18 protein-coding genes are annotated in these 21747 nt (G+C 58.8%); 12 read left to right on the top strand and 6 right to left on the bottom strand.

Annotated features, from left to right (window positions below):
- Positions 1 to 101: 101 nt before the first annotated feature.
- Entirely contained in the window at positions 102 to 566 is a 465-nt protein-coding gene (locus F0155_RS14415; RefSeq protein WP_150525230.1) for an Lrp/AsnC ligand binding domain-containing protein, read from the bottom strand.
- A 128-nt stretch (positions 567 to 694) separates the two neighbouring features.
- On the opposite strand from F0155_RS14415, the gene putA reads away from it, so the two are divergent.
- The gene (putA, locus tag F0155_RS14410; RefSeq protein WP_150525229.1) at positions 695 to 3835 is read left to right on the top strand and encodes a bifunctional proline dehydrogenase/L-glutamate gamma-semialdehyde dehydrogenase PutA; all 3141 of its coding nucleotides are present in this window, start codon (positions 695 to 697) and stop codon (positions 3833 to 3835) included.
- Between the two features lie 19 nt (positions 3836 to 3854).
- On the opposite strand, the gene F0155_RS14405 is transcribed toward putA, so the two are convergent.
- From F0155_RS14405 to F0155_RS14385, 5 genes are all read right to left on the bottom strand, one after another.
- On the bottom strand, positions 3855 to 4619 hold the full coding sequence (locus F0155_RS14405) for a hypothetical protein (RefSeq protein WP_150525228.1): 765 nt from the start codon (positions 4617 to 4619) through the stop codon (positions 3855 to 3857).
- A gap of 164 nt (positions 4620 to 4783) precedes the next feature.
- Entirely contained in the window at positions 4784 to 7267 is a 2484-nt protein-coding gene (gene hrpB, locus F0155_RS14400; RefSeq protein WP_150525227.1) for an ATP-dependent helicase HrpB, read from the bottom strand.
- A 6-nt stretch (positions 7268 to 7273) separates the two neighbouring features.
- Positions 7274 to 8317, bottom strand: coding sequence for a glucokinase (locus F0155_RS14395; RefSeq protein WP_208999284.1), 1044 nt, complete (start codon positions 8315 to 8317; stop codon positions 7274 to 7276).
- A gap of 7 nt (positions 8318 to 8324) precedes the next feature.
- Complete coding sequence (locus F0155_RS14390) at positions 8325 to 8750, bottom strand: methylglyoxal synthase (protein ID WP_150525225.1); 426 nt, start codon at positions 8748 to 8750, stop codon at positions 8325 to 8327.
- Between the two features lie 167 nt (positions 8751 to 8917).
- Positions 8918 to 9661, bottom strand: a complete 744-nt coding sequence (locus F0155_RS14385) for a DUF1194 domain-containing protein (protein WP_208999283.1) — start codon at positions 9659 to 9661, stop codon at positions 8918 to 8920.
- A gap of 661 nt (positions 9662 to 10322) precedes the next feature.
- Here F0155_RS14385 and F0155_RS14380 point away from each other — a divergent pair.
- From F0155_RS14380 to F0155_RS14330, 11 genes are all read left to right on the top strand, one after another.
- On the top strand, positions 10323 to 11324 hold the full coding sequence (locus tag F0155_RS14380; protein WP_192913817.1) for a sugar-binding transcriptional regulator: 1002 nt from the start codon (positions 10323 to 10325) through the stop codon (positions 11322 to 11324).
- Between the two features lie 56 nt (positions 11325 to 11380).
- Positions 11381 to 12379 (top strand): BMP family ABC transporter substrate-binding protein, encoded by a 999-nt coding sequence (locus F0155_RS14375; protein WP_208999282.1) that lies wholly within the window; start codon positions 11381 to 11383, stop codon positions 12377 to 12379.
- An 82-nt stretch (positions 12380 to 12461) separates the two neighbouring features.
- Entirely contained in the window at positions 12462 to 13460 is a 999-nt protein-coding gene (locus F0155_RS14370; RefSeq protein ID WP_150525223.1) for a BMP family lipoprotein, read from the top strand.
- A gap of 33 nt (positions 13461 to 13493) precedes the next feature.
- Positions 13494 to 15059 (top strand): ABC transporter ATP-binding protein, encoded by a 1566-nt coding sequence (locus F0155_RS14365; protein ID WP_150525222.1) that lies wholly within the window; start codon positions 13494 to 13496, stop codon positions 15057 to 15059.
- Positions 15056 to 16162, top strand: coding sequence for an ABC transporter permease (locus tag F0155_RS14360; protein WP_150525221.1), 1107 nt, complete (start codon positions 15056 to 15058; stop codon positions 16160 to 16162). Before F0155_RS14365 ends, F0155_RS14360 begins: the two co-directional genes overlap by 4 nt.
- Before the next feature lie 12 nt (positions 16163 to 16174).
- Positions 16175 to 17143: an ABC transporter permease gene (locus F0155_RS14355; protein ID WP_150525220.1), complete on the top strand. Its 969-nt coding sequence runs from the start codon at positions 16175 to 16177 to the stop codon at positions 17141 to 17143.
- On the top strand, positions 17140 to 17535 hold the full coding sequence (cdd, locus tag F0155_RS14350) for a cytidine deaminase (RefSeq protein WP_150525219.1): 396 nt from the start codon (positions 17140 to 17142) through the stop codon (positions 17533 to 17535). The genes F0155_RS14355 and cdd overlap by 4 nt, the downstream gene beginning before the upstream one ends.
- Before the next feature lie 6 nt (positions 17536 to 17541).
- Complete coding sequence (locus tag F0155_RS14345) at positions 17542 to 18354, top strand: purine-nucleoside phosphorylase (RefSeq protein WP_150525218.1); 813 nt, start codon at positions 17542 to 17544, stop codon at positions 18352 to 18354.
- The gene (gene deoC / locus F0155_RS14340; protein WP_150525217.1) at positions 18347 to 19126 is read left to right on the top strand and encodes a deoxyribose-phosphate aldolase; all 780 of its coding nucleotides are present in this window, start codon (positions 18347 to 18349) and stop codon (positions 19124 to 19126) included. Before F0155_RS14345 ends, deoC begins: the two co-directional genes overlap by 8 nt.
- A gap of 2 nt (positions 19127 to 19128) precedes the next feature.
- Positions 19129 to 20445, top strand: coding sequence for a thymidine phosphorylase (gene deoA, locus F0155_RS14335; RefSeq protein WP_150525216.1), 1317 nt, complete (start codon positions 19129 to 19131; stop codon positions 20443 to 20445).
- A 65-nt stretch (positions 20446 to 20510) separates the two neighbouring features.
- Positions 20511 to 21731, top strand: coding sequence for a phosphopentomutase (locus F0155_RS14330; RefSeq protein ID WP_150525215.1), 1221 nt, complete (start codon positions 20511 to 20513; stop codon positions 21729 to 21731).
- The last annotated feature ends 16 nt before the right edge of the window (positions 21732 to 21747 follow it).

The following is a 21747-nucleotide window of genomic DNA, read 5'->3' as shown; positions in this document are numbered from 1 at the left end:
CTTACGGTCAAGACAAGGCTTTGTGAAATCTTGTGAACCTTGCCGATGCTCATCAACGCTATGGCGCAAAGCCAGAATTGGGCACAGACAGGAAATAAGCCTCAGACCGGCAACACATGCGTTTCCTTGATTTCCTCCATGACCGGATAGGTATGGGTCTCCCTGACTCCGGGCAGGGCGAGCACCACATCGGAGAGGAACCGCCTGTATGTGTCCATATCGGAAACGCGCGCCTTCAGGAGGTAGTCGAACCCACCGGCAACCATATGGCACTCGAGTATGTCGCTGGAACGCTCGATGGCCCGCCGGAAGGCGTCGAAGATTTCAGAGGACGTCCGATCTAACTTGATCTCCACGAAGACAAGCAACTCCCGGCCTACCTTTTCAGGAGCCAGAACAGCGGAGAAGCTTGAAATATAGCCATCACGGACCAGCCGCTTGAACCGTTCGCTTGTCGCATTGGCAGAAAGCCCAACCTTGTCGGCAAGGTCGGTGTTGCTGATCCTGCCGTCGACTTGTAGTGCTTTGAGGATTTTACGGTCAATTGGATCAAGAGTGTGATTCATCGCGGTCCCTACGGTATTTTTTTGCAAAATCCACCGCATGATGGCACAAAATTGGTGAAAAATAATCTCTGCATTCAGGCAAGATGCGAAAAGTTTCGCGCAGCCGCGCGTCTTTCAGGGAGATGGGAATGCCCGCCAATTCGTCTGTTGCCAGTCTTGCTCTTGACGCCTCCGGCTTGCCGCCTTTTCGGGCCGACTATGCTCCGGATGATGTGACGCTGGTAAAGCAGCTTCTCTCGGAAGTTGCCCTGAGTGATGCGCAGGAACGCCGGATCGACACACAGGCGACAGCCTATATTCATGCAATGCGCTCCACGCCGACCGGACTTGGCGGTGTCGAGGACTTCATGCGCGAGTTTGGTCTCACAACGCGTGAAGGCCTCGCCATGATGGTGCTGGCAGAAGCTCTGCTGCGGGTGCCTGATGCGGCAACGGCCGACAAGCTGATCGAGGACAAGCTGGCCGTTGCCCGTTTTGACGAACCAAGCCAGCCAAAGTCAGACACGTGGCTGGTGTCGGCGTCCTCCTGGGCGCTGGGCGTCACTTCCCGTCTGCTTCATCCCGGTGATACGCCGCAAACCATTCTCGCCTCCCTCGTGAAACGAATGGGCATGCCGGCAGTTCGCACCGCCACCCGCAAGGCAATGCAGCTTCTGGGACACCAGTTTGTACTGGGTGAAACGATTTCCAAGGCTCTTGAGAGGGCAAAGACGCAGGAAGCCAAGGGCTATCGTTATTCCTACGATATGCTGGGCGAAGGGGCTCGCACCGCCCACGATGCGGAACGCTATTTCCAGTCTTACGCGAATGCGATCGAGGCTATCGGCAAGTCCGCCGGAGATGGCAAGCTGCCCGCGCGGCCCGGCATTTCCGTGAAACTGTCAGCGCTGCATCCGCGCTACGAGGCTGTCAACGGAGAACGGGTGCGCGACGAACTCGTCCCCAAACTGCTGGAACTGGTGAAAGCAGCCCGCAAATACGATCTGAACTTTACGGTCGATGCGGAAGAAGCGGATCGGCTTGAAATCTCGCTTGATGTGATTGCCGCCGTGATTGCCGACCCGGTGACGGAAGGATGGGATGGTTTTGGCCTTGCGGTTCAGGCCTACCAGAAGCGCGGCATCCATGTGATCGACTGGCTGATTTCCGCTGCCCGCAAATACAATCGCCGTCTTATGGTTCGGCTCGTGAAGGGGGCGTACTGGGATACGGAAATCAAGCACGCGCAGGAAATGGGTGCGGAAGACTATCCTGTCTTTACGCGAAAGGCGGCAACGGATCTTTCCTACGTGGCCTGTGCCCGACGCATGTTGGCCGCGCGCGATGTGCTTTACCCGCAGTTTGCCACCCACAACGCCCTGACTGTTGCCCAGATCGCTGAAATCGCCGGCAACAAGGACGGCTATGAGTTCCAGCGGCTGCACGGCATGGGCGAGAGCCTCTACAAGTCCGTGACGGAAAAGGACAAGTATCCTTGCCGCATCTATGCCCCTGTCGGGGGGCACAAGGATTTGCTTGCCTATCTGGTGCGCCGCCTTCTCGAAAATGGCGCGAACTCGTCCTTCGTGACCATCGTCGGGGACAGTTCTGTATCTGTTGCCCAGCTGTTGAAGCGCCCGCAGGAAATTCTTGCTGACGGTGATCGCTCACGTAATCGGTCCATTCCCATGCCACTCGATCTGTACGGCGCTAGCCGCAGGAATTCCTCCGGACGGGAACTCGGCTGGGCAAAGGAACGGGGTGCGCTGACGGACGCGATTGAGACCGTTGCCTTTCCGGCGACCAATGCACGTCCCCTGATCCCCGGTGCAACCACCTTTGGCGAAACGCAGCCGGTGCTTTCGCCGGTCGACGGCAAGACTGTTGCAGGAAATGTGACACTTGCGACGGTCAAGAATGTTGAAGAAGCCATGGTGGCGGGCGTCGCCGGCTTCCGGAAATGGTCTCGTCAGCCGGTGGAAGAGCGCGCCAAGGCGCTGGAAAAGATGGCCAATCTCATGGAAGCCGATTTTGATCGGTTGATGGCCATTCTCTGCACCGAAGCAGGCAAGACCCTGCCGGACGGGATCGCGGAAATCCGCGAGGCGGTTGATTTTTGTCGCTACTACGCCGCTGAAGCACAAAACTTGTTCGGCGCCGGGCGTTTGATGCCGGGGCCGACTGGTGAGGAAAACCGTTACCGCTTCCGCGGACGCGGGGTTTTCGTCTGCATCTCTCCATGGAACTTCCCGTTGGCCATTTTCCTTGGTCAGGTGGCCGCTGCGCTTGTTGCCGGAAACGCGGTTGTCGCCAAACCGGCAGAGCAGACCCCGTTGATCGCCTATGAAGCCATCAAGATGCTGCACAAGGCGGGCGTTCCCGAAGACACGCTGCTGTATGTGCCCGGCGACGGTGCTATCGGCGCAGCCTTGACCAAGCACCCGAAGGTGGCTGGCGTTGCCTTCACCGGCTCAACCGAAACCGCCTGGGCCATCAATCGTACCCTTGCCGCCAAGAACGGTCCGATCGTGCCCTTTATCGGCGAAACCGGCGGCATGAATGCAATGCTGGTTGATGCCACGGCTCTGCCGGAGCAGGTGTGCGACGATGTAATGAACTCGGCATTCCAGTCTGCTGGTCAGCGCTGTTCGGCCCTGCGTCTTCTGTTCCTGCAGGAGGACATTGCTGACACCTTGCTGAAGATGCTGGAAGGTGGCGCTCGGGAACTTGCTCTCGGCGATCCGAAAAAGCCGTCCACCGACATCGGTCCGGTCATCGACGCGGAAGCGCGAGACAACATCCTTTCGCATGTCGAGAAGATGAAGGCCGCAAAGAAGGTTCGCTATGCCGGGCCGACACCGCGCGGTGAACTGGCTGGCGGAACCTGGGTGGCACCGCATATCATCGAACTCGACAAGCCGGAGGAGCTGGAGCGAGAGATTTTCGGTCCGATCCTGCATGTGGTTCGCTACAAGACGAAAGAGCTCGACAAGGTTCTCGATTCCATCGAAGCCACCGGCTACGGCCTGACGCTGGGCGTTCACAGCCGTATCGATGCGACGGTCAAGAAGGTTGTCGACCGCCTCGCAGTCGGTAACGTATACGTTAATCGCAACACGATTGGCGCTGTCGTTGGAACCCAGCCTTTCGGCGGTTCGGGTCTCTCCGGAACCGGGCCAAAGGCTGGTGGGCCGAACTACCTCACGCGTTTTGCGCAGGAACAGGTCGTCTCGATCAACACGGCTGCTGCAGGCGGCAACGCAAGCCTCGTTGCCGCATCAGACGAGTAGAAGCAAGACGTGAGGTTGATCAGGCGGGGGTGTTTTCATTTCCCGCCTGATCAATCCGGTAAGGCTGGTTCGCGGCATCTTCCGCCGCCTGCATCATCAAGGTCTGTGACACGCTCTGGCTTGTTCCCGGAGCAAGACGCGCCGCGTTGTAGAAGTCATATTTGACCCGGTCTTCTTCACCGAAGGGGGTATATCCCGCCCGCTGTCGCCAGCTGACCGATTTGCGGGAAGACTCGGTGCTTTCTTCAAGCCGCGCCAGAATATCCCGATAGTCTGCTTCCGAGAGGCCAAGCGGCCCTCGTTCGATCCGCCCGCTTTCGACGATGGTCCTCAGAAGCGGTCCCAGCTCTGTCAGTCCGAGATCGGCAACCGCATTCATCCAGCTGATCCAATAGGGATCTTCCGGGCCAAGCTCCACTGCCGTTGGAAAGGTCTCCAGATGCGCGCGAGCAGTCTCCCGGGGAACGGCGTCCGTTAGGGCAAAATAGACCCATGCCTTGAGGACAGCATCGCGTATCAGCCAATCTGCCGGCGCATTCATCGCAAAAGACCAAAGATCGTCGGTATTATCTTCGCCGATCGCCATCAGGACACGCGGCAGGACCTCACCGATTGCGCCGTCTCCAAGCAGACGATCGGTTTCCTCGCGTCGACATTCCAGCAGTTTCAAAAGGTCCGGTAGCGCAGCGGTTCGCTGGTGATACGCCAGAACGAGAAGGCCATAATACAATGCGCTTTCTTCGTCGGCCGAGAGAGAGCCTCCCGAAGCGAGGCGGTTGAGCATTGCGAGAAAAATCGTCGAGCTCCGCCCCCGCCTGCCCAAACAGTAGTCGAGAGCGTCCCACGGTAACCGGGTCCTCCCGGCCAGATTAGAAATGATGCGAGCGCGATCCATGCCACATGCTAACCTGAAATTGCATTTTCATCCAAGCGGGTTGTGCTGGGAGTTCAGCTGGATTTGTCGCCGGAACGCGCTTTTGTTCGCCGGGTCGCTTCGGCATTCAGAGGATCATCTGGCCAGGGGTGCTTCGGGTAGCGACCGCGCATGTCCGCTTTCACATCGGCCCAGGAGCCGGACCAGAAGCCGGGCAGATCGCGTGTGATCTGGATCGGTCTATGAGCCGGAGACAACAGTTCCAGTGTCAGCGGCAACTTGCCATGGCAAACGGAAGGATGGGTGCCAAGCCCGAAGAGTTCCTGCACCCGAACCGACAGGGTCGGCCCGTTTTCAGCTCCATAATCGATGGGTAGCTTCGATCCGGTCGGCGCGGTGAAGTGGGATGGAGCCGCTTCATCCAGTCTTGCCTTTGCATCAAAAGGCAAAAGCATGGCCAGCGCATTCCCGAGAGTTTCGGCATCAATGTCATCAAGACTTGTGGCACCGGCAAGGAAAGGTCCGAGCCAGCTATCCAGCGTTTCGGCAAGATGGGTATCCGTGAGATCTGGCAAGTCTGTTTGCCCGGAGGCACGAACGAACGCGACGCGGCCCCGAAGATGCAACTGCTCCTTGCTGAAGGGCAGTTTGTCGATGCCCCTGCGCCGGACCTCGGACAGAAGAGCTGCGGTGATGGCAGCGGGATCGGGAGCAGAGATGATCCGGCTGTCGAGAACCACGCTCTGGTATCTTCGCACCCGCCGTGCTTTCAGCTTGCCGTTCTTTTCAAGGGTGACTTCGTCGACGTCCTCGATCCGGTCGGCAAAGAGGTCCTCGATATCGGGCTGTGACAAGGGGGCAGCAAGCGCAATGCGACCACTCGCAGCCTTTCCCTGAATGTCGGCAACGGTCAGAAATCGTTCCGTGCAAAGGGGGTGACCTTCGTCAAGTTCAGCGCCGCGTCCATTGGCGAGCCGGTAGCGGCCAGCCTTGCCACGGGCCTCTGCAACCCGGTCCGGGTAGGCGAGCGCAAGAAGGCGTCCGCTTGCCTCTGCATGCAGATCATTCTTTTTACCTCCCGCTTGGGCCAGCCATCGCTCGGCCAGTTTGCGCGCATCGCGGGTGCGCGGGCTGCCGTCAGACGCAATCCTTGACACCCTTGCACGAAGGTCCACGTCCCGCCCGCCAAGTCCGGGTTCCGAAATGGCAGCGGCAAGAAGGCAGGCCGTCCAGCCGTCGCCGTCGTCGCTCGCTCGCAGGATCATGTGCGCAAGGCGTGGGTGCAGCGGCAATCGGGCAAGATCTCGCCCTTGCCGTGTCAGCCGTCCGTCATCGTCCAGTGCATCAAGGGATTTCAGCAGAAGGCTTGCTTCAGACCATGCTGGAAGGGGAGGAGCATCTGGAAATCTCAATTGTGCAGGATCGGATGTGCCCCAACTTGCCAGATCTAGCACCAGCCCGGAGAGGTCCGCCTCGAGTATCTCCGGGGCTTCAGCTGCAGGAAGCGAATTGGTCTGTGCTTCGTCCCACAGCCGATAGCAGACACCGGGTTCCGTTCTGCCAGCGCGGCCGCGCCGCTGGTCCGCCGAGGCACGCGACACGCGCACGGTTTCAAGACGGGTCAGGCCTGTCTGGGGTTCAAAGCGGGGAACACGGGCAAGGCCGCTGTCGACAACGACTCGGATGCCCTCGATTGTCAGGGACGTCTGGGCAATGGCGCTGGCCAGTACGACCTTTCTCTGGCCATCGTGCGCGGGGCGGATCGCTTCGTCCTGAACCTTCGCATCCAGAGCTCCATAGAGCGGTGCCAGAACCGTGTTATGCGGTACCTTGCCCATAAGGCGCTCTGCGGTACGGGTGATTTCCTTTTGCCCGGGTAAAAAGACGAGAATGGAACCGGGTTCTTCGGCAAGGGCTTTTTGCACGGCTCTTGCCGTCGTGTCTTCGATGGTGTCAGTCGGCTTTCGGCCCAGATATCTGGTCTCGACCGGAAAACTGCGCCCCGTGCTCTCGATAATCGGCGCGCCGCCCAAGGTGTCCGAAACGCGGGCGGCATCCAGCGTCGCAGACATCGGCAGCAGGCGAAGGTCGTCTCTCAGGGCCGATTGGACGTCCAGAGCGAGCGCAAGTCCGAGGTCGCCGTCCAGCGAGCGCTCGTGAAACTCGTCAAACAGGACGGCGGCGATCCCGGTCAGTTCCGGGTCGTCGAGGATCATGCGCGTAAACACGCCCTCGGTGACCACTTCGATGCGGGTACGCTCTGATACCTTGCTGTCCATGCGAACGCGATATCCAACCCGTTCGCCGACCTTTTCGCCAAGTTCCGATGCCATGCGGCGGGCTGCGGCCCGCGCTGCAAGACGGCGCGGTTCCAGAACGATGATTTTTCCGTCCTTGCGCCACTCGGCTTCCAACAGGGCAAGCGGAACACGTGTTGTCTTGCCTGCCCCCGGTTCTGCCACCAGAACGGCGTTCACGCTGTCGCTCAGGGCCGCCAGAAGTTCATCAAGAACGGCGTCAATCGGCAGGGGAGAAGAAAAACGGGTGCGGTCTGCCATGGAGGGTCAGACCGCGCGTTCGATATCCTGCGTCGGCGCGCAATGCCAGCTGCGCCCCGACAGGTCGACCGCAAAGCGTTCCGGTTCATGTGCGAAAGCAGCAAGGCCTTCAAGCGCGGGATTGGGATGGCGGACAATGAAGGTCGGGATTGAACCGACGAGTCTTTCGTGAGGTGCCTTTGCTTCAAAGGCCGCACGGAACTGGCCATCGCTCAAAAAGCGGTCAATGCGGGGGGTGACGCCGCCGGTCAGGTAGACACCGCCGCGCGCCAGAAGGCTGAGGGCAAAGTCACCGGCAACGCGGCCAAGGGCGCGAGCAAAAACATGCAGCGTTTCAAGCGCAACAGGATCATTTTCGCCTGCAGCCTGCGTAATGGCCGCACCCGTGGTGAGGCGGTGTTCGGTTCCACGGCTTGCGGCAACGGCCTTGGCAAGCCTTGGCAGTCCACTCCCGCTCAGGATGCTCTCTGCCCCGACACGACCGCCCATGCGCTCGATATGCGGCCAGATGGCCTCGTCTTCCTTTGTCACCGGGCCGATCTCCACATGCCCGCCTTCGCCCGGGACGGGGATCCAAGTGCCCGCCGCATAGATCATTGCGGCCGCGCCCAGTCCTGTGCCGGGGCCAAGAACGAATTTGGTGGAATCCGGGCGAACCTTGCCTCCGCCTATCTGTTCGATGTCTGGTCCGGAAAGGCCCGGCAGCGCCAGCGCCTGCGCTTCAAAGTCGTTGATGATCACGACCTGAGACAGTCCCAGTTCCTTCAGAACCTCGGCGGGCTTGATAACCCATGGCGCATTGGTCAGCGGGATGGTGTCTCCAGTGACGGGCCCGGCGACGGCGGCAATAAGGGTCTTGGGGGCAGGGCCTGCCACTTCGGCGAGGCTGTCGCGAATGGCTTCCACGAGGCCCGGATGGTTTCCGGTGCCGCGACTGGGACATTTGACCGTCTCGGTATTCGGTCCGTCAATCCGCGCAAAGCGGGCATTCGTTCCACCGATATCGGCAACGAGGACCGGATACTCGAATTCGGTAGGTCTGGTAGACAAGGAGTTATCAGCCACAGTTGACTTCCGGAGTGGTTGATGTGGTCTTCAGTCCCGACAGTCGGGCGGACCGCAGCAGGATCTCTGCAGTGGACAGGTTGAGTGCCATCGGCAAGTCGTAGACCAGGGACAAGCGCATAAGGGCCTTCACATCTACATCATGCGGCATCGGGCTGAGCGGATCGACGAAAAACACAAGTCCCTGAAGGCGCCCTTCCGCGATCATGGCCCCGATCTGCTGGTCGCCGCCCAAGGGCCCACTTTTTAACCGGGTCACCTTGAGACCGGGGCAGACTTCAAGAATGCGACCGCCCGTCGTGCCGGTGGCCACAAGATCATAGTCCCTGAGCTTTTCGGTGTTTCGCTGCGCAAAGGCCACCATGGTGTCCTTTTTTGCGTCATGCGCAACAAGGGCAAGGGTTGGGCGTGCGGCCATGAAATCTGCATCCGTTCGTAAATGGGCGCTTAAAAGGTAACGCCACGGCTGCGGGCAGATAAAGCACGTTCGGAAATGAAGTCAATCAAGGCAGGGTCGTGTTCAGCAATATATCGACGGAGCGGGACAAAAACCCGCTCCGTTCAGTTGCCCGGCATATACATTACTCAATCGAACATGTTGCAGCGAATGGGTTCGCGCATGCTCACCTTTTGCACGTAGCTCTTCGGGAATGTCAGGCCGGCAATCTCCATCACGAGTTTCATGCGGATTGCATCGGCAAACCCTTCCTGAGAGCGGACTGGAATGGCAAAGGAGCCAGGTCCACCGATCACGCAGTCTTCATAATAGTGATCGAGGTTGAGCATCGCTTGCCAGGTGTTGGTGTTGGCCTTCATCATCAGCGGAAGACCGTTTATCACAACGCCGGTGGAGAGTAGCCGGTCCCGCACTTCCGTGACTGAGCCACCCTGATTGTTGGGGCCGTCGCCGGAAATGTCGACCACCTGCCGAAGGCTGGTGTACTGGTTGTCCTGTACCAGATCGACGGACTTCTTCAGCGCAGAGCTGATGGAAGTCCGTTGCACCTGACGAAGGGGAGCTTCGGCAATGAGGCTGACAAAGCTTTCCGCCGTCTGGAGATTTTCGATGATGGTCCAGTCTGCGACGATGAAATGCTCATCGACGCCGCCCCATTCCATGTATGTGACGGCAATCTTGCCGATCGGGCCAAGCTGAATGGCCTCAAGGAATTCCTTGGAGGTGAGGGCCGAGATGTAACCGGCGCGCTGCACTTCCTGTTCTTCCGTGTCCATGGACTGGGAGATATCGACCGCAAGGACCAGCTCCACATCGACTTCATTGGCGAAGTCGTAGGAATACGCGGTGGTCGCGGTTTTGATGGGGTTCATTGTTGCGGCCTGCGATACGCAGGTTTGGATACTCAAACCGAAACTCAGACCGAACAGCGTCGTGCACAGTGTTTTGACTGCTCTGGAAGTACCGAGAAGCATTTTTTTCTCCTTCTAGACCCGAAGGCCGGTTCAGTACGTCTCCCAAGCTGTTTTTTATTATGGTGACTCTAATTTGTTATCGAATCGTTCCTCGTGAATTTAGACGACTACAGAATACTTACGTTGAGGGTGTTTGCAGTTTACTTGGTAAAGTGCATGCCAATAATGTCAGATTCTGGTTTAACCGGCAAAATCAATGTGCCGGCAGTTCACACCTTGTGCCCAAGTTATTGGCCCTGCAGCCAGAGGAGGTGGGTTTCAATGGAAAAATGCCAATGATTGCAATCTGCAAGCGGCGGAGGGCAAAATTTGCCGTGCATCACATGCCCGGACGCAGGTGATAAAACTACCTAATTCCCGCGAATCGCGCTCTTTTCGCCAACGGGTTCTTGACGTTCCTGCTGAGGCTGGTACAAAAGTGAATAAATAATCAGCCGGTGAAGAAAATTTCACCAACCCATTATAGCGGGTTTGAGCTTCGAGAGGGCAAAAATTGCCTGGTGACGGCAGACCCGGTCCTGCGTGACCGATATGCCGCCTGTGGGAGTAGGCGAACGCCATGCGGGCGCAAGAGGACGATTGGACAACCTATCTGGCCATTCGCGCGGCCTGGCTTTCATTCGTTGGTGGCCGGACGCAAGGCGAAATCGCAAGTCAACTTGGCGTCTCGCCAGCAAAGGTTCATCGCCTGATTGCGCATGCGCAAAAGACCGGTCTCGTCAAATTTCAGATCGAGGGGCGTCCGCTTGAATGTCTTGAACTCGAAGAGAGTATCGCAGGCGAATTCGGACTGAACCGCTGCATTGTGACGCCGGATCTAGGTTCTTCCGATCAGGAAACGGCCATCCGCGCAATTGCCGGGACCGCGGCCCAGATGCTGACCGGCCTGTTGACCTCGGAAAATGTGCGCCGCGTTGGTGTCGGCATGGGCCGCACCTTGAAGGCAGCTGTCGAAGCGCTGCCGAAGATTTCCCGCCCTGATCTCGAGATCATTTCGATCAGTGGCTCGCTGACAAGAAGCCTTGCGGCAAACCCCTATGACGTTGTCCAGCAAATGCAGGAGCGGGTTGGCGGTGTCGGCTATTATCTGCCGGTGCCCTATTTTGCGGAATCGCCGGCCGAGAAGGCGGTGTTCCTTGGGCAAAGCAGCGTTCAGGGACTTCTGGACCGCGCACGAGGGTCGGATCTCTTCGTTGTCGGTATCGGTTCCATGGAAAATGAGGGGCACCTGGTCGAGCGGGGCATCATTACCAAGGAAGAACAGTCCGCGCTGATCAGCACGGGCGCGGCCTCTGACCTGATGGGGCGCTTTCTGGATGTTGATGGGCGGGAGGCACGCGGCACGCTTGGCGATTGCGCGGTCGGCCTGCATTACGAGGACGTGCGCGGAGCGCGCATTCTGGCTTTGGCGGGCGGTGAAAGCAAAGCCGTCGCCACTTTGGCTGCTCTCAGGACCGGTGTGATCACCGACCTGATAGCAGACGAAACCTTGGCAAGGGCAGTGTGTAAAAAAGCTGGCCTGCAAACACAGTGTTCCAGCTCATTGCATGGAACAGCCTGAGGGGAAGATCCGAACCGGGCCGGCATGTCGCCGGTCCTTGTATGGAGGACAAAAGAGTGAAAAAGTTTTTGATGATCGGTGTCGCAACAGCATCCATGCTGATGGCGGCCGGAGCAATGGCAGCGGACATCAAGCCGGCCCTGCTTTATGATCTTGGCGGCAAGTTCGACAAGTCGTTCAACGAAGCGGCTCATACCGGCGCCGAGCAGTTCAAGACCGATTCCGGCATCGAATACCGCGACTTCGAAATCCAGAACGACAGCCAGCGCGAGCAGGCCCTGCGCAATTTCGCAAAGCGCGGCATGAGCCCGATCGTCGCCATCGGCTTCTCTCAGGCAAATGCCGTCGAGAAGGTCGCAAAGGAATTCCCGGACCTGCAATTCGCGATCGTCGACATGGTCGTTGACCTGCCGAACGTACGTTCCATCGTGTTCAAGGAGCATGAAGGCTCCTACATCGTTGGCATGCTGGCCGCGATGGCGTCCGAAACCGGCAAGGTCGGCTTCGTTGGTGGCATGGACATTCCGCTCATCCGCAAATTCGCTTGCGGCTACAAGCAGGGTGCAATGGCAGCCAACGGGTCTGCGGAAGTGTTCGAGAACATGACCGGCACCACCGGCGCTGCCTGGAATGACCCGGTCAAGGGCGGTGAGTTGGCCAAGTCCCAGTTCGACCGTGGCGCAGACGTTGTTTATCACGCTGCAGGCGGCACCGGCATCGGTGTTCTGCAGGCAGCAGCTGATGCAGGCAAGCTCGGCATCGGCGTCGACTCCAACCAGAACGGCCTGCATCCGGGTTCCGTTCTCACCTCCATGCTCAAGCGCGTTGACGTTGCCGTCTATCAGGCATTCGAAGACGCAAAGAACGACAACTGGAGCGCCGGTTTCTCCGTTCTCGGTCTTGCTGAAGGTGGTGTCGACTGGGCTCTGGACGACAACAATGCCAAGCTGATTTCCGACGAAATGAAGGCCGCTGTTGAAACGGCAAAGGCTGACATCGTCTCCGGCAAGGTCGTTGTTCACGACTACATGTCTAACGAAAGCTGCCCGTTCTAAGGTGCAAGCCTTGGCCTTCCCGCCGCAGGGCGGGAGGGCCGTTTTATTTCATTGCGTTTGACGATTGCCGCAGGGGGGCATCATGAAACGTTGGCGACTGAGCGCGGCCATCGCGCTGTTATTGATGCAGCCCGCAAGCGCTCTTGCAGATGGCGAACCCGCAATCGTTTATTCGGTTGGCGGCAAGTTTGACGGTTCCTTCAACGAGAGCGCCTTTCGCGGTGTAACCCGGTTTCGCGAGGAAACCGGACTTGAAGTTCGCGAATTCGAAATCGACAGGGATGCGCAGAGCATTCAGGCCTTGCGGAACTTCGCAAAGCGCGGCCAGACACCCATCGTCGCCATCGGTTTCAATCAGGCGTCTGCCGTTGCCGAAGCGGCAAAAGACTTTCCCGAGAGTTCCTTCGCCATCATCGACATGGTCGTGGATGCCCCGAACGTTGCTTCCTATGTCTTCAGGGAAAACGAAGGGGCCTACATCGCGGGCCTTCTTGCCGCGAAAGCAAGCAAGACCGGTGTCGTGGGTTTTGTCGGCGGAATGGACATTCCGATCATCCGGCGTTTCCTGTGCGGCTATCAGGCCGGTGTCAACGCGGTCGATCCAACCATTCAGGTTCTCTACAATATGGCGGGCGACACGCCCGCTGCCTTTGTCGATCCGGTTCGTGGCGCCGAGCTGGCGCGCGGACAGATCGAGGCTGGCGCAGATGTGATCATTCAGGCCGCAGGCGGCACCGGCATCGGTGTGCTGCAGGCCGCAGCCGATGCCAATGTTTTGGGCATTGGGACCGATTCCAACCAGAATGCGCTTCATCCCGGCAATGTGCTCACATCAATCCGCAAGCGCGTGGACAATGCGGTCCACGACAGTTTCACAGCCGCAAGGAACGGGTCCTTCAAGCCGGGTATTCGTGTGCTTGGCCTTGCTGAAGGCGGCATGGACTGGGTGATCGACGACAACAACCGGAACCTGATCAGCGCGGACATGAAAGCTGCTGCCGATGAAGCCGTTTCGGCCATTTCGTCCGGGGAGCTGAAGGTGCACGACATCCTCAGCGACGGCCCGTGCCCGCACTCGTGACATGAATTCTTGGAAAGGCCCGGTATTGATCCCATGAACAAGCCGATCACCACACAGGAGCTGGAAACGACAGCTCAACCGGCCATCGAGCTGCGCAAGATCAACAAGCGCTTTGGTCCGGTCCACGCCAACAAGGACATCGACCTTCTCGTCAAGAAAGGGTCCATTCACGGCATCATCGGCGAAAACGGCGCCGGTAAATCGACCTTGATGTCGATCCTCTACGGCTTCTACACGGCGGATGAAGGTGACATTCTGGTCGATGGCAAGAAGGTTGCCATTCCGGATTCGAAAACGGCCATTTCGCTCGGCATCGGCATGGTTCACCAGCACTTCATGCTGGTCGACAACTTCTCCGTCCTGGAAAATGTGGTGCTTGGAGCTGAAGGCGGGGCGAACCTGTCGGTAGGGCTGGCCAGTGCGCGGGCAGAGCTGAAGCGTCTGGAAGACGAATATGAACTGAAGGTGGACCCGGATGCTCTGATCGAGGAACTTCCCGTCGGTCTCCAGCAGCGTGTCGAAATTCTGAAAGCCCTGTTCCGCGGCGCAGAAATCCTCATTCTGGACGAGCCGACCGGTGTGTTGACGCCCGCAGAGGCAGACCACCTGTTCAAGATCCTGGAAGTTCTGAAAAATCAGGGCAAGACCGTTCTCCTGATCACGCACAAGCTGCGCGAAATCATGGCAATCACGGATACGGTATCTGTGATGCGCCGCGGTGAGATGGTGGCAACACGCCAGACGTCCGAGACGAGCATGTCCGAACTGGCCGAGTTGATGGTTGGCCGAAGCGTGCTGCTGAATGTCGACAAGACACCGGCCACCCCGACGAACAAGGTTCTCGAGATTTCAAACCTCAACGTTACGGACAGCCGCGGCGTTCGGGTCGTCAAGGACGTCTCGTTCAATGTTCGCGCCGGTGAAATTGTCGGGATCGCCGGTGTGTCGGGTAACGGGCAATCGGAACTTCTGGAAACGATCGCGGGTATCCGGCATGCCGACACGGGCACGCTCTGGATCGATGGCGAGGAAATTGATCTGGCGAAAAACCCGCTTGATCCGGCGCAGATGCGCCAGCGCAGCCTCGGGCATGTTCCCGAAGATCGTCACCGGATGGGTCTGGTCACCAAATTCGCCGAATACGAGAACTCGATCCTCGGTTATCACAATGACCCGATCTACTCGAGAGGGCTGCTTCTCGACATCGCCAAGATCAAGGAACTGGCAAGCGGTGAGATCGAGAAATACGACATTCGCCCGCCCAATCCGCTTTTGAAGACCGCCAACTTCTCCGGCGGGAACCAGCAGAAGATCGTTCTGGCGCGCGAAATCGAACGCGATCCGACCGTTCTTCTGGTGGGGCAACCGACGCGCGGCGTCGATATTGGCGCCATCGAGTTCATTCACAAGCGCATCGTGGAGCTGCGGGATGCCGGCAAGGGCATTTTGCTTGTCTCCGTTGAACTGGACGAAATCCGCTCTCTGGCGGACCGAATTCTCGTGATGTTCGACGGCAAGATCGTTGGTGAACGCACGGCAGATGCCGACGAGGGCGAACTGGGCCTGCTGATGGCCGGTGTTGAAGGAGAAACGAAATGAGTGCTGGGCAGCTCCCGCGCTGGGTGGATTATGGCCTGATCCCGCTGCTCAACCTTGCTGCAGCGTTTCTGGTCTCCGGGCTTGTGGTGGTCCTGATCGGGGAAAACCCGCTGGACGCCGTAAAGGTCCTTCTCTGGGGCTCATTGGGATATGGCGAGGGCTTCGGCTTCACCTTGTTCTTTGCCACCAACTTCATCTTCACCGGGCTCGCGGTTGCGGTCGCCTTTCATGCCGGACTGTTCAATATCGGCGGGGAAGGGCAGGCCTATCTCGGTGGGTTGGGCGTCGCCTTTGCCTGTCTTGCGCTCGACCAGTATGTGCCGTGGTGGGTGACCCTGCCTTTCGCCATTCTCGGTTCTGCTCTTATGGGAGCTGCGTGGGCCTTTATTCCGGCCTGGCTTCAGGCCAAACGTGGCAGCCACGTCGTTATCACCACGATCATGTTCAACTTCATCGCCGCCTCGCTGATGGTCTATCTTCTGAACAATGTGATGAAGAAGGCCGGGTCCATGCAGTCGGAAACCCGAACCTTCGAGGAAGGCGGTCGTCTGCCATTCCTCAATGATATCTTCCCCGGCTTTGGTTTTGACTATGCGCCGGTGAACCTCTCGCTGTTTGTCGCCTTTCTGGCTTGCATTCTCGTCTGGCTGCTGATCTGGCGCACCAAGCTCGGCTTTGAAATCCGCTCCTTTGGCGCGAACCCGACCGCTGCCGTTTATGCCGGCATCAATCCGGTCCGCATTATCATTGTGACCATGCTCATTTCCGGTGGGCTTGCGGGCATGATGGCGATCAACGAGATCATGGGCTCGCAGCATCGGCTGCTGATCGACTACGTGGCCGGATACGGCTTTGTGGGGATTGCTGTTGCCCTGATGGGGCGCAGTCATCCGGTCGGCATCGTTCTGGCAGCGATCCTGTTCGGCATGCTCTATCAGGGGGGCGCGGAACTTTCTTTCGAGATGCCCGCCATCACCCGTGACATGATCGTCGTCATTCAGGGTCTGGTGATCCTTTTCGCCGGGGCACTGGAATATCTCTTCCGTCCGGCCCTGATCCGGCTCTTTTCGGCAGGTCGTTCACCTGCAGCTCAAGCGGCTTGAGGAGGAACGACCATGTTTGAAACTCTCATCCTCATTCTGGATTCCACGGTTCGCCTGTCCACGCCGCTTTTGCTGGCATGTCTGGCCGGGCTTTATTCAGAACGCTCCGGCGTCGTCGACATCGGACTGGAAGGCAAGATGCTTGGCGCGGCCTTTGGCGCCGGTGCTGTCGGATATATAACGGGCAGCGCGTGGCTGGGCCTTCTGGCGGGCATTGGTGTTGCCTGCGTTCTGGCCCTCATTCACGGCTTTGCCTCCATCACCAACCGGGGCAACCAGATCGTTTCAGGGGTAGCCATCAACTTCCTTGCCATCGGCCTGACCGGCCTTCTTGGGCAGACATGGTTCCAGCAAGGCGGGCGCACACCCGCGCTTCCCGATGGCGGGCGCTTCGAGAACATAAACCTGCCGTTGGCGGAAACGTTGAGCGGTGTGCCGGTGATCGGGCAGATCTATTCAGAGCTTCTGTCGGGCCACAACATCATCGTTTACATGGCCTTTGCTGCCGTGCCGTTGACGTGGTGGGTCCTGTTCCGCACCCGGTTTGGCTTGCGTCTTCGGGCCGTCGGCGAAAACCCGGCGGCGGTCGACACGGCAGGCATTGATGTGATCTGGCTGCGCTACCGTGCGGTGTTGATCTGCGGCATCCTGTGCGGCCTGGCCGGTGCCTATCTGTCGATTGCTCAATCCTCTGGCTTCATCAAGGAAATGACGGCTGGCAAGGGCTTCATCGCATTGGCCGCGCTGATCTTCGCCAAGTGGCGGCCGGGCAATGCCATGTTCGCCTGCCTGCTCTTCGGCTTCCTCGATGCGGTTGCCATCCGCCTGCAGGGACAGGAGATCCCGGGCATTGGCGAAGTGCCGGTCCAGTTCTTCCAGGCGCTGCCCTACATCCTGACGGTCATTCTTCTCGCCGGGTTCATCGGCAAGGCGATCCCGCCAAAGGCATCGGGCATTCCCTATCTGAAGGAGCGCACATGAGTTCCGTTCAGCTTCTCTTTGAAACAGCGAAATCAGCGCGCGAGCGCGCCTATGCGCCCTATTCGAAATTCAAGGTCGGCGCGGCCCTGCGCACAAAGGGTGGCAAGATCATCGCCGGATGCAACGTGGAAAACGCGGCCTATCCGGAAGGGGTTTGTGCGGAAGGCGGCGCAATCAGCGCCTTGATCCTCGCAGGGGAAACGGAAATTGCCGAAGTGCTGGTCATGGCCGATGCGGCTCTTTGCACGCCCTGCGGCGGGTGTCGCCAGAAGATCAAGGAATTTGCCGGTGATGATGTGAAAGTGCACATCGCCAATCTCGATGAAGTGAAGAAGACCTTCACTGTGGCCGAACTCCTCCCGGCCGGTTTTGAACTAAACGAAAAGGACTGACGCCTCATGAGCGGTTATGGTCGTGAATGCGCGGATATTGTCCGCGCAGCCCGTTCGGGTTCCTACAAGATCGGCATGATCCTCGGCTCCGGCCTCGGATCTCTGGCCGAAGAGGTCGAGGATGCTGTTCGCATTCCCTATTCCCGTCTGGTGCAGTTTCCGGTTTCCACCGTTACGTCCCACTCCAGCGAGCTGGTTGCCGGAACGATGGATGGAGTGCCGGTGGTGATCCTCTCCGGTCGCGCGCATTACTACGAAAGCGGCAACCCCTCCATCATGAGAACTCCGGTGGAGACGCTGAAGGAGCTGGGCTGCGAGATCCTGCTTGCTACCAATGCTGCAGGTTCCCTGCGCGAAGATGTTGCTCCCGGCAATCCCATGATCCTCTCCGACCACATCAACTGGTCCGGAATGAACCCCTTGATCGGGGAAGAGGACGAGAGCCGCTTTCTGGATATGAGCGCAGCTTACGATCCCGAGCTTCGCGCGACCTTGAAGAAGGTGGCCGAGGAAACCGGCGATCCGGTGGCCGAAGGCGTCTATATGTGGTTCTCCGGTCCGTCCTTCGAAACGCCTGCCGAGATCCGCATGGCAAAGGTGTTGGGCGCGGATGCCGTTGGCATGTCCACGGTTCCGGAAGTCATCATGGCAAGGTTCCTTGGCATGCGTGTCGCTGCCATGTCGATCATCACCAACTATGGCGCTGGTATCCAGTCGCATGCGCTTTCCCATGACGAGACCAAGTCTGTCGCCAAACTGGGCATGAACCGGATGAAGCAGCTTGTACGTGGATTTGTGAAGGAGGCTGGCCGTGGATGACTTGTCCCTGAAAGACGTGGCACGGCGAGCGCTGGGTCTCGTCGACCTGACCAATTTGAATGACGACTGCACCGAGGCAGACATCACAACGCTGACCGGACGGGCCGTAACGCCACATGGTTCTGTTGCCGCCATCTGCATCTGGCCGCGCTTCGTTGCGCAGGGCGTGCGGGAACTGGCTGGTACTGGTGTGAAAGTGGCAACGGTCGTCAATTTTCCGGCAGGCGGCACTGAAACCTCTGCAGTTGTTGCCGAGACCCGGCAGGCAATTGCCGATGGTGCGGACGAGATCGATCTTGTCATGCCCTACCGCGCTTTCATGGAAGGTCGGAAAGGCTTTGCCGAGGAGCAGATCATTCGGGTGAAAGAAGCAATTCCGGCTCCGGCAAAGCTGAAGGTCATTCTGGAAACCGGAGAGATCAAGGATCCGCTTTTGATCCATCTGGCATCGGAAATTGCCATTGGCGCAGGCGCGGACTTCATCAAGACCTCCACGGGCAAGGTGCCGGTGAACGCCACGCTGGAAGCTGCCGAGATCATGTTGACGGCAATCGAGGAGGAGCGCCGGGATCATGGTCGCAACGTGGGCTTCAAGCCCGCCGGGGGGATCAAGACGGCCGAAGATGCCGCTGCCTATCTGGCTCTCGCCGACAAGATCATGGGACACAACTGGGTGTCCGCCACCACCTTCCGGTTTGGAGCAAGTGGGCTTCTGGATGCCCTGATCGCCGAACTTGAGGGAAAAACTGTGCACGCGGGCGAAGGATACTAAAAATGCTGCCGCAGGAAATTGTCAGAAAGAAACGGGATGGGCAGACGCTCACCCCGGAAGAGATTGCGTTTTTCGTGAGGGGTCTGGCCGACGAAACCATCACAGAAGGCCAGGTTGCGGCCTTTGCCATGGCGGTCTTCTTCAAGGGGCTGACTGTTGAAGAACGCGTCGGACTGACATTGGGTATGCGCGACAGCGGCGATGTGCTGGACTGGTCCGATGTCGATGCACCGGTTCTCGACAAGCATTCCACCGGCGGTGTTGGCGACAATGTTTCGTTGATGCTCGCTCCGGCGCTTGCTGCCTGTGGCGCAGCCGTGCCGATGATTTCCGGTCGGGGCCTCGGTCATACCGGCGGTACGCTCGACAAGTTCGACAGCATTCCAGGGTACAAGACCCAACCGGACAACACGCTCTTCAAGAAAGTGGTCAAGGAAGTTGGCTGCGCCATTATCGGGCAAACCGGCAACCTTGCTCCTGCCGACAAGCGGTTCTATGGAATTCGTGACGTTACGGCCACTGTGGAGAGCATCGACCTGATTACAGCATCCATCCTGTCGAAAAAGCTGGCAGCGGGACTTGAGGGTCTGGTGCTGGACGTGAAATGGGGCACGGGTGCCTTCATGGCGAAGCTGGAAGATGCGCGGGCCCTTGCCCAAAGCCTCGTTCTGGTCGCCAATGGTGCCGGGTTGAAGACAACTGCAATCCTGACCGACATGAACGAACCGCTGGCCTCGGCTGCCGGCAACGCGATTGAAGTTCAAAACGCTGTCGACTTCCTGAAAGGCACGGCGATTGATAGCCGCTTGTGGGATGTCACGGTCGCACAAGGTGGCGAGTTGCTCGCAACCGGTGGTCTTGCCGAAAACGGCGCCGATGGTGAAGCGAAAATGCGGGACGCCTTTGAAAGCGGTAAGGCGGCGGAGATCTTCGCGAAAATGGTCACCGCTCTTGGTGGTCCTGCGGACTTCATGGAAAAGTCTGAACTGTATCTGGCCAAGGCGCCGATCGAGGCACCGATCTACGCAGACATGGACGGGATCGTCACCGGCGTTGACGCGCGTCAGGTTGGCCTTGCCGTTGTTGCTCTCGGCGGTGGCCGGACATTTGCCGCCCAGAAGATTGATCCGGCTGTCGGACTGACCAATCTGGCCGGTCTTGGCAATTCGGTCGATTCCGATGCTCCGCTCGCCATCGTGCATGCCCAGACGCAGGACCAGGTTGAAGAAGCATCCCGCATGGTGCGTGCAGCCTACCGGATCGGCGATGCGAGAGACGTGCCGGACTACCCCGCCGTTGTCGAGCGGATCGCGTCTTGAGATCTCAAGGGCCCCGGAAAACGGGGCCTCTCCGGCCATCGGTCGGCAATAAAGAGGACAGGCTCATGCCTAGAGCTATTCTGTGCGTATTGGACAGCTTCGGAATTGGCGGTGCCGCCGATGCGGAGAAGTTTGGCGATGCCGGATCCGACACGCTGGGCCATATTGCAGAACGCTGTGCAATCGGCGAGGGCGACCGCGACGGTCTGCGCTCCGGTCCACTGCATGTGCCAAACATGGATCGGCTCGGTCTGGGCGCAGCGTCTCTTGCCTCAAATGGAAAGGCTGCGCCGGGTCTCGATTTTGCAGGTGAGCCTGAAGGGCTTTGGGGCTACGCCGAAGAAGTCTCCAACGGCAAGGATACGCCGTCCGGTCACTGGGAAATCGCCGGTGTCCCGGTTCGCTTCGACTGGGGTTATTTTCCCGAAACCGTGCCAACCTTTCCTGATGAACTGATCGAAGGGGTGAAAGCAAGGTCGGGCATTGCCGGCGTTCTCGGCAACAAACATGCCTCGGGCACTGTCATCATCGAAGAGCTGGGCGAGGAACATGTCCGCACTGGATTGCCGATTTTCTACACGTCCGCGGACAGCGTGATCCAGATCGCGGCACACGAGGAACGCTTCGGACTGGAGGCGCTCTATCGGCTTTGTGAGGTTACCCGGGAACTCGCCGATCCCTACAATATCGGCCGCGTCATAGCTCGCCCCTTTACCGGCGAAAGCAGGGACACCTTTGAGCGCACGCCCAATCGCAGGGATTATTCGGTGCTGCCGCCCGAGCGCACTGTTCTCGATCGCCTGACCGATGCGGGGCGGACAGTGATTGGCGTTGGCAAGATCTCTGACATCTTTGCTCATCAGGGGGTCTCGAAGGTGCTGAAGGGCGCGGGCAATGATCAATTGTTCGACAAGACGCTGGAAGCAATGGATCTTGCCGGGGACGGGGATCTCGTCTTCGCCAACTTTATCGATTTTGACTCTCTTTATGGTCACCGCCGCGATGTGCCCGGCTATGCTGCAGCCCTTGAACATTTCGACACGCGGCTGCCGGAGTTGATTGCCCACCTCAAAGAAGGCGACCTTCTTGTCCTGACAGCGGACCATGGCTGCGATCCGACCTGGCGCGGAACGGATCATACCCGCGAGCACGTGCCGGTGTTGTGCACAGGTCCCGGGCTTCAGGGGCGTGGCATCGGCGCCAGAAAGACCTATGCTGACATTGGCGAGACCATTGCCAGGCATCTCGGCATTCCGGCAGGGCCGCACGGAACCAGCTTCCTTTGAATTGACCTGAACAGGT

It is taken from the genome of Roseibium sediminis (assembly GCF_008711325.1).
Classification (GTDB): domain Bacteria; phylum Pseudomonadota; class Alphaproteobacteria; order Rhizobiales; family Stappiaceae; genus Roseibium; species Roseibium sediminis.
Note: the sequence above shows the minus strand (reverse complement) of the source record. Positions and strands in the feature narration are given on the sequence as shown.

What these genes read in the sequence shown, in the direction of transcription:
- F0155_RS14345 (WP_150525218.1), top strand. Translation starts at nt 17,542, where the DNA reads ATGAGCGGTTATGGTCGTGAATGCGCGGATATTGTCCGCGCAGCCCGT.
- F0155_RS14365 (WP_150525222.1), top strand. Translation starts at nt 13,494, where the DNA reads ATGAACAAGCCGATCACCACACAGGAGCTGGAAACGACAGCTCAACCG.
- F0155_RS14390 (WP_150525225.1), bottom strand. Translation starts at nt 8,750, where the DNA reads ATGGCCGCACGCCCAACCCTTGCCCTTGTTGCGCATGACGCAAAAAAG.
- hrpB (WP_150525227.1), bottom strand. Translation starts at nt 7,267, where the DNA reads ATGGCAGACCGCACCCGTTTTTCTTCTCCCCTGCCGATTGACGCCGTT.
- putA (WP_150525229.1), top strand. Translation starts at nt 695, where the DNA reads ATGCCCGCCAATTCGTCTGTTGCCAGTCTTGCTCTTGACGCCTCCGGC.
- F0155_RS14370 (WP_150525223.1), top strand. Translation starts at nt 12,462, where the DNA reads ATGAAACGTTGGCGACTGAGCGCGGCCATCGCGCTGTTATTGATGCAG.
- cdd (WP_150525219.1), top strand. Translation starts at nt 17,140, where the DNA reads ATGAGTTCCGTTCAGCTTCTCTTTGAAACAGCGAAATCAGCGCGCGAG.
- F0155_RS14330 (WP_150525215.1), top strand. Translation starts at nt 20,511, where the DNA reads ATGCCTAGAGCTATTCTGTGCGTATTGGACAGCTTCGGAATTGGCGGT.
- deoA (WP_150525216.1), top strand. Translation starts at nt 19,129, where the DNA reads ATGCTGCCGCAGGAAATTGTCAGAAAGAAACGGGATGGGCAGACGCTC.
- F0155_RS14385 (WP_208999283.1), bottom strand. Translation starts at nt 9,661, where the DNA reads ATGAACCCCATCAAAACCGCGACCACCGCGTATTCCTACGACTTCGCC.
- F0155_RS14415 (WP_150525230.1), bottom strand. Translation starts at nt 566, where the DNA reads ATGAATCACACTCTTGATCCAATTGACCGTAAAATCCTCAAAGCACTA.
- F0155_RS14405 (WP_150525228.1), bottom strand. Translation starts at nt 4,619, where the DNA reads ATGCTCAACCGCCTCGCTTCGGGAGGCTCTCTCTCGGCCGACGAAGAA.
- F0155_RS14355 (WP_150525220.1), top strand. Translation starts at nt 16,175, where the DNA reads ATGTTTGAAACTCTCATCCTCATTCTGGATTCCACGGTTCGCCTGTCC.
- F0155_RS14360 (WP_150525221.1), top strand. Translation starts at nt 15,056, where the DNA reads ATGAGTGCTGGGCAGCTCCCGCGCTGGGTGGATTATGGCCTGATCCCG.
- F0155_RS14380 (WP_192913817.1), top strand. Translation starts at nt 10,323, where the DNA reads ATGCGGGCGCAAGAGGACGATTGGACAACCTATCTGGCCATTCGCGCG.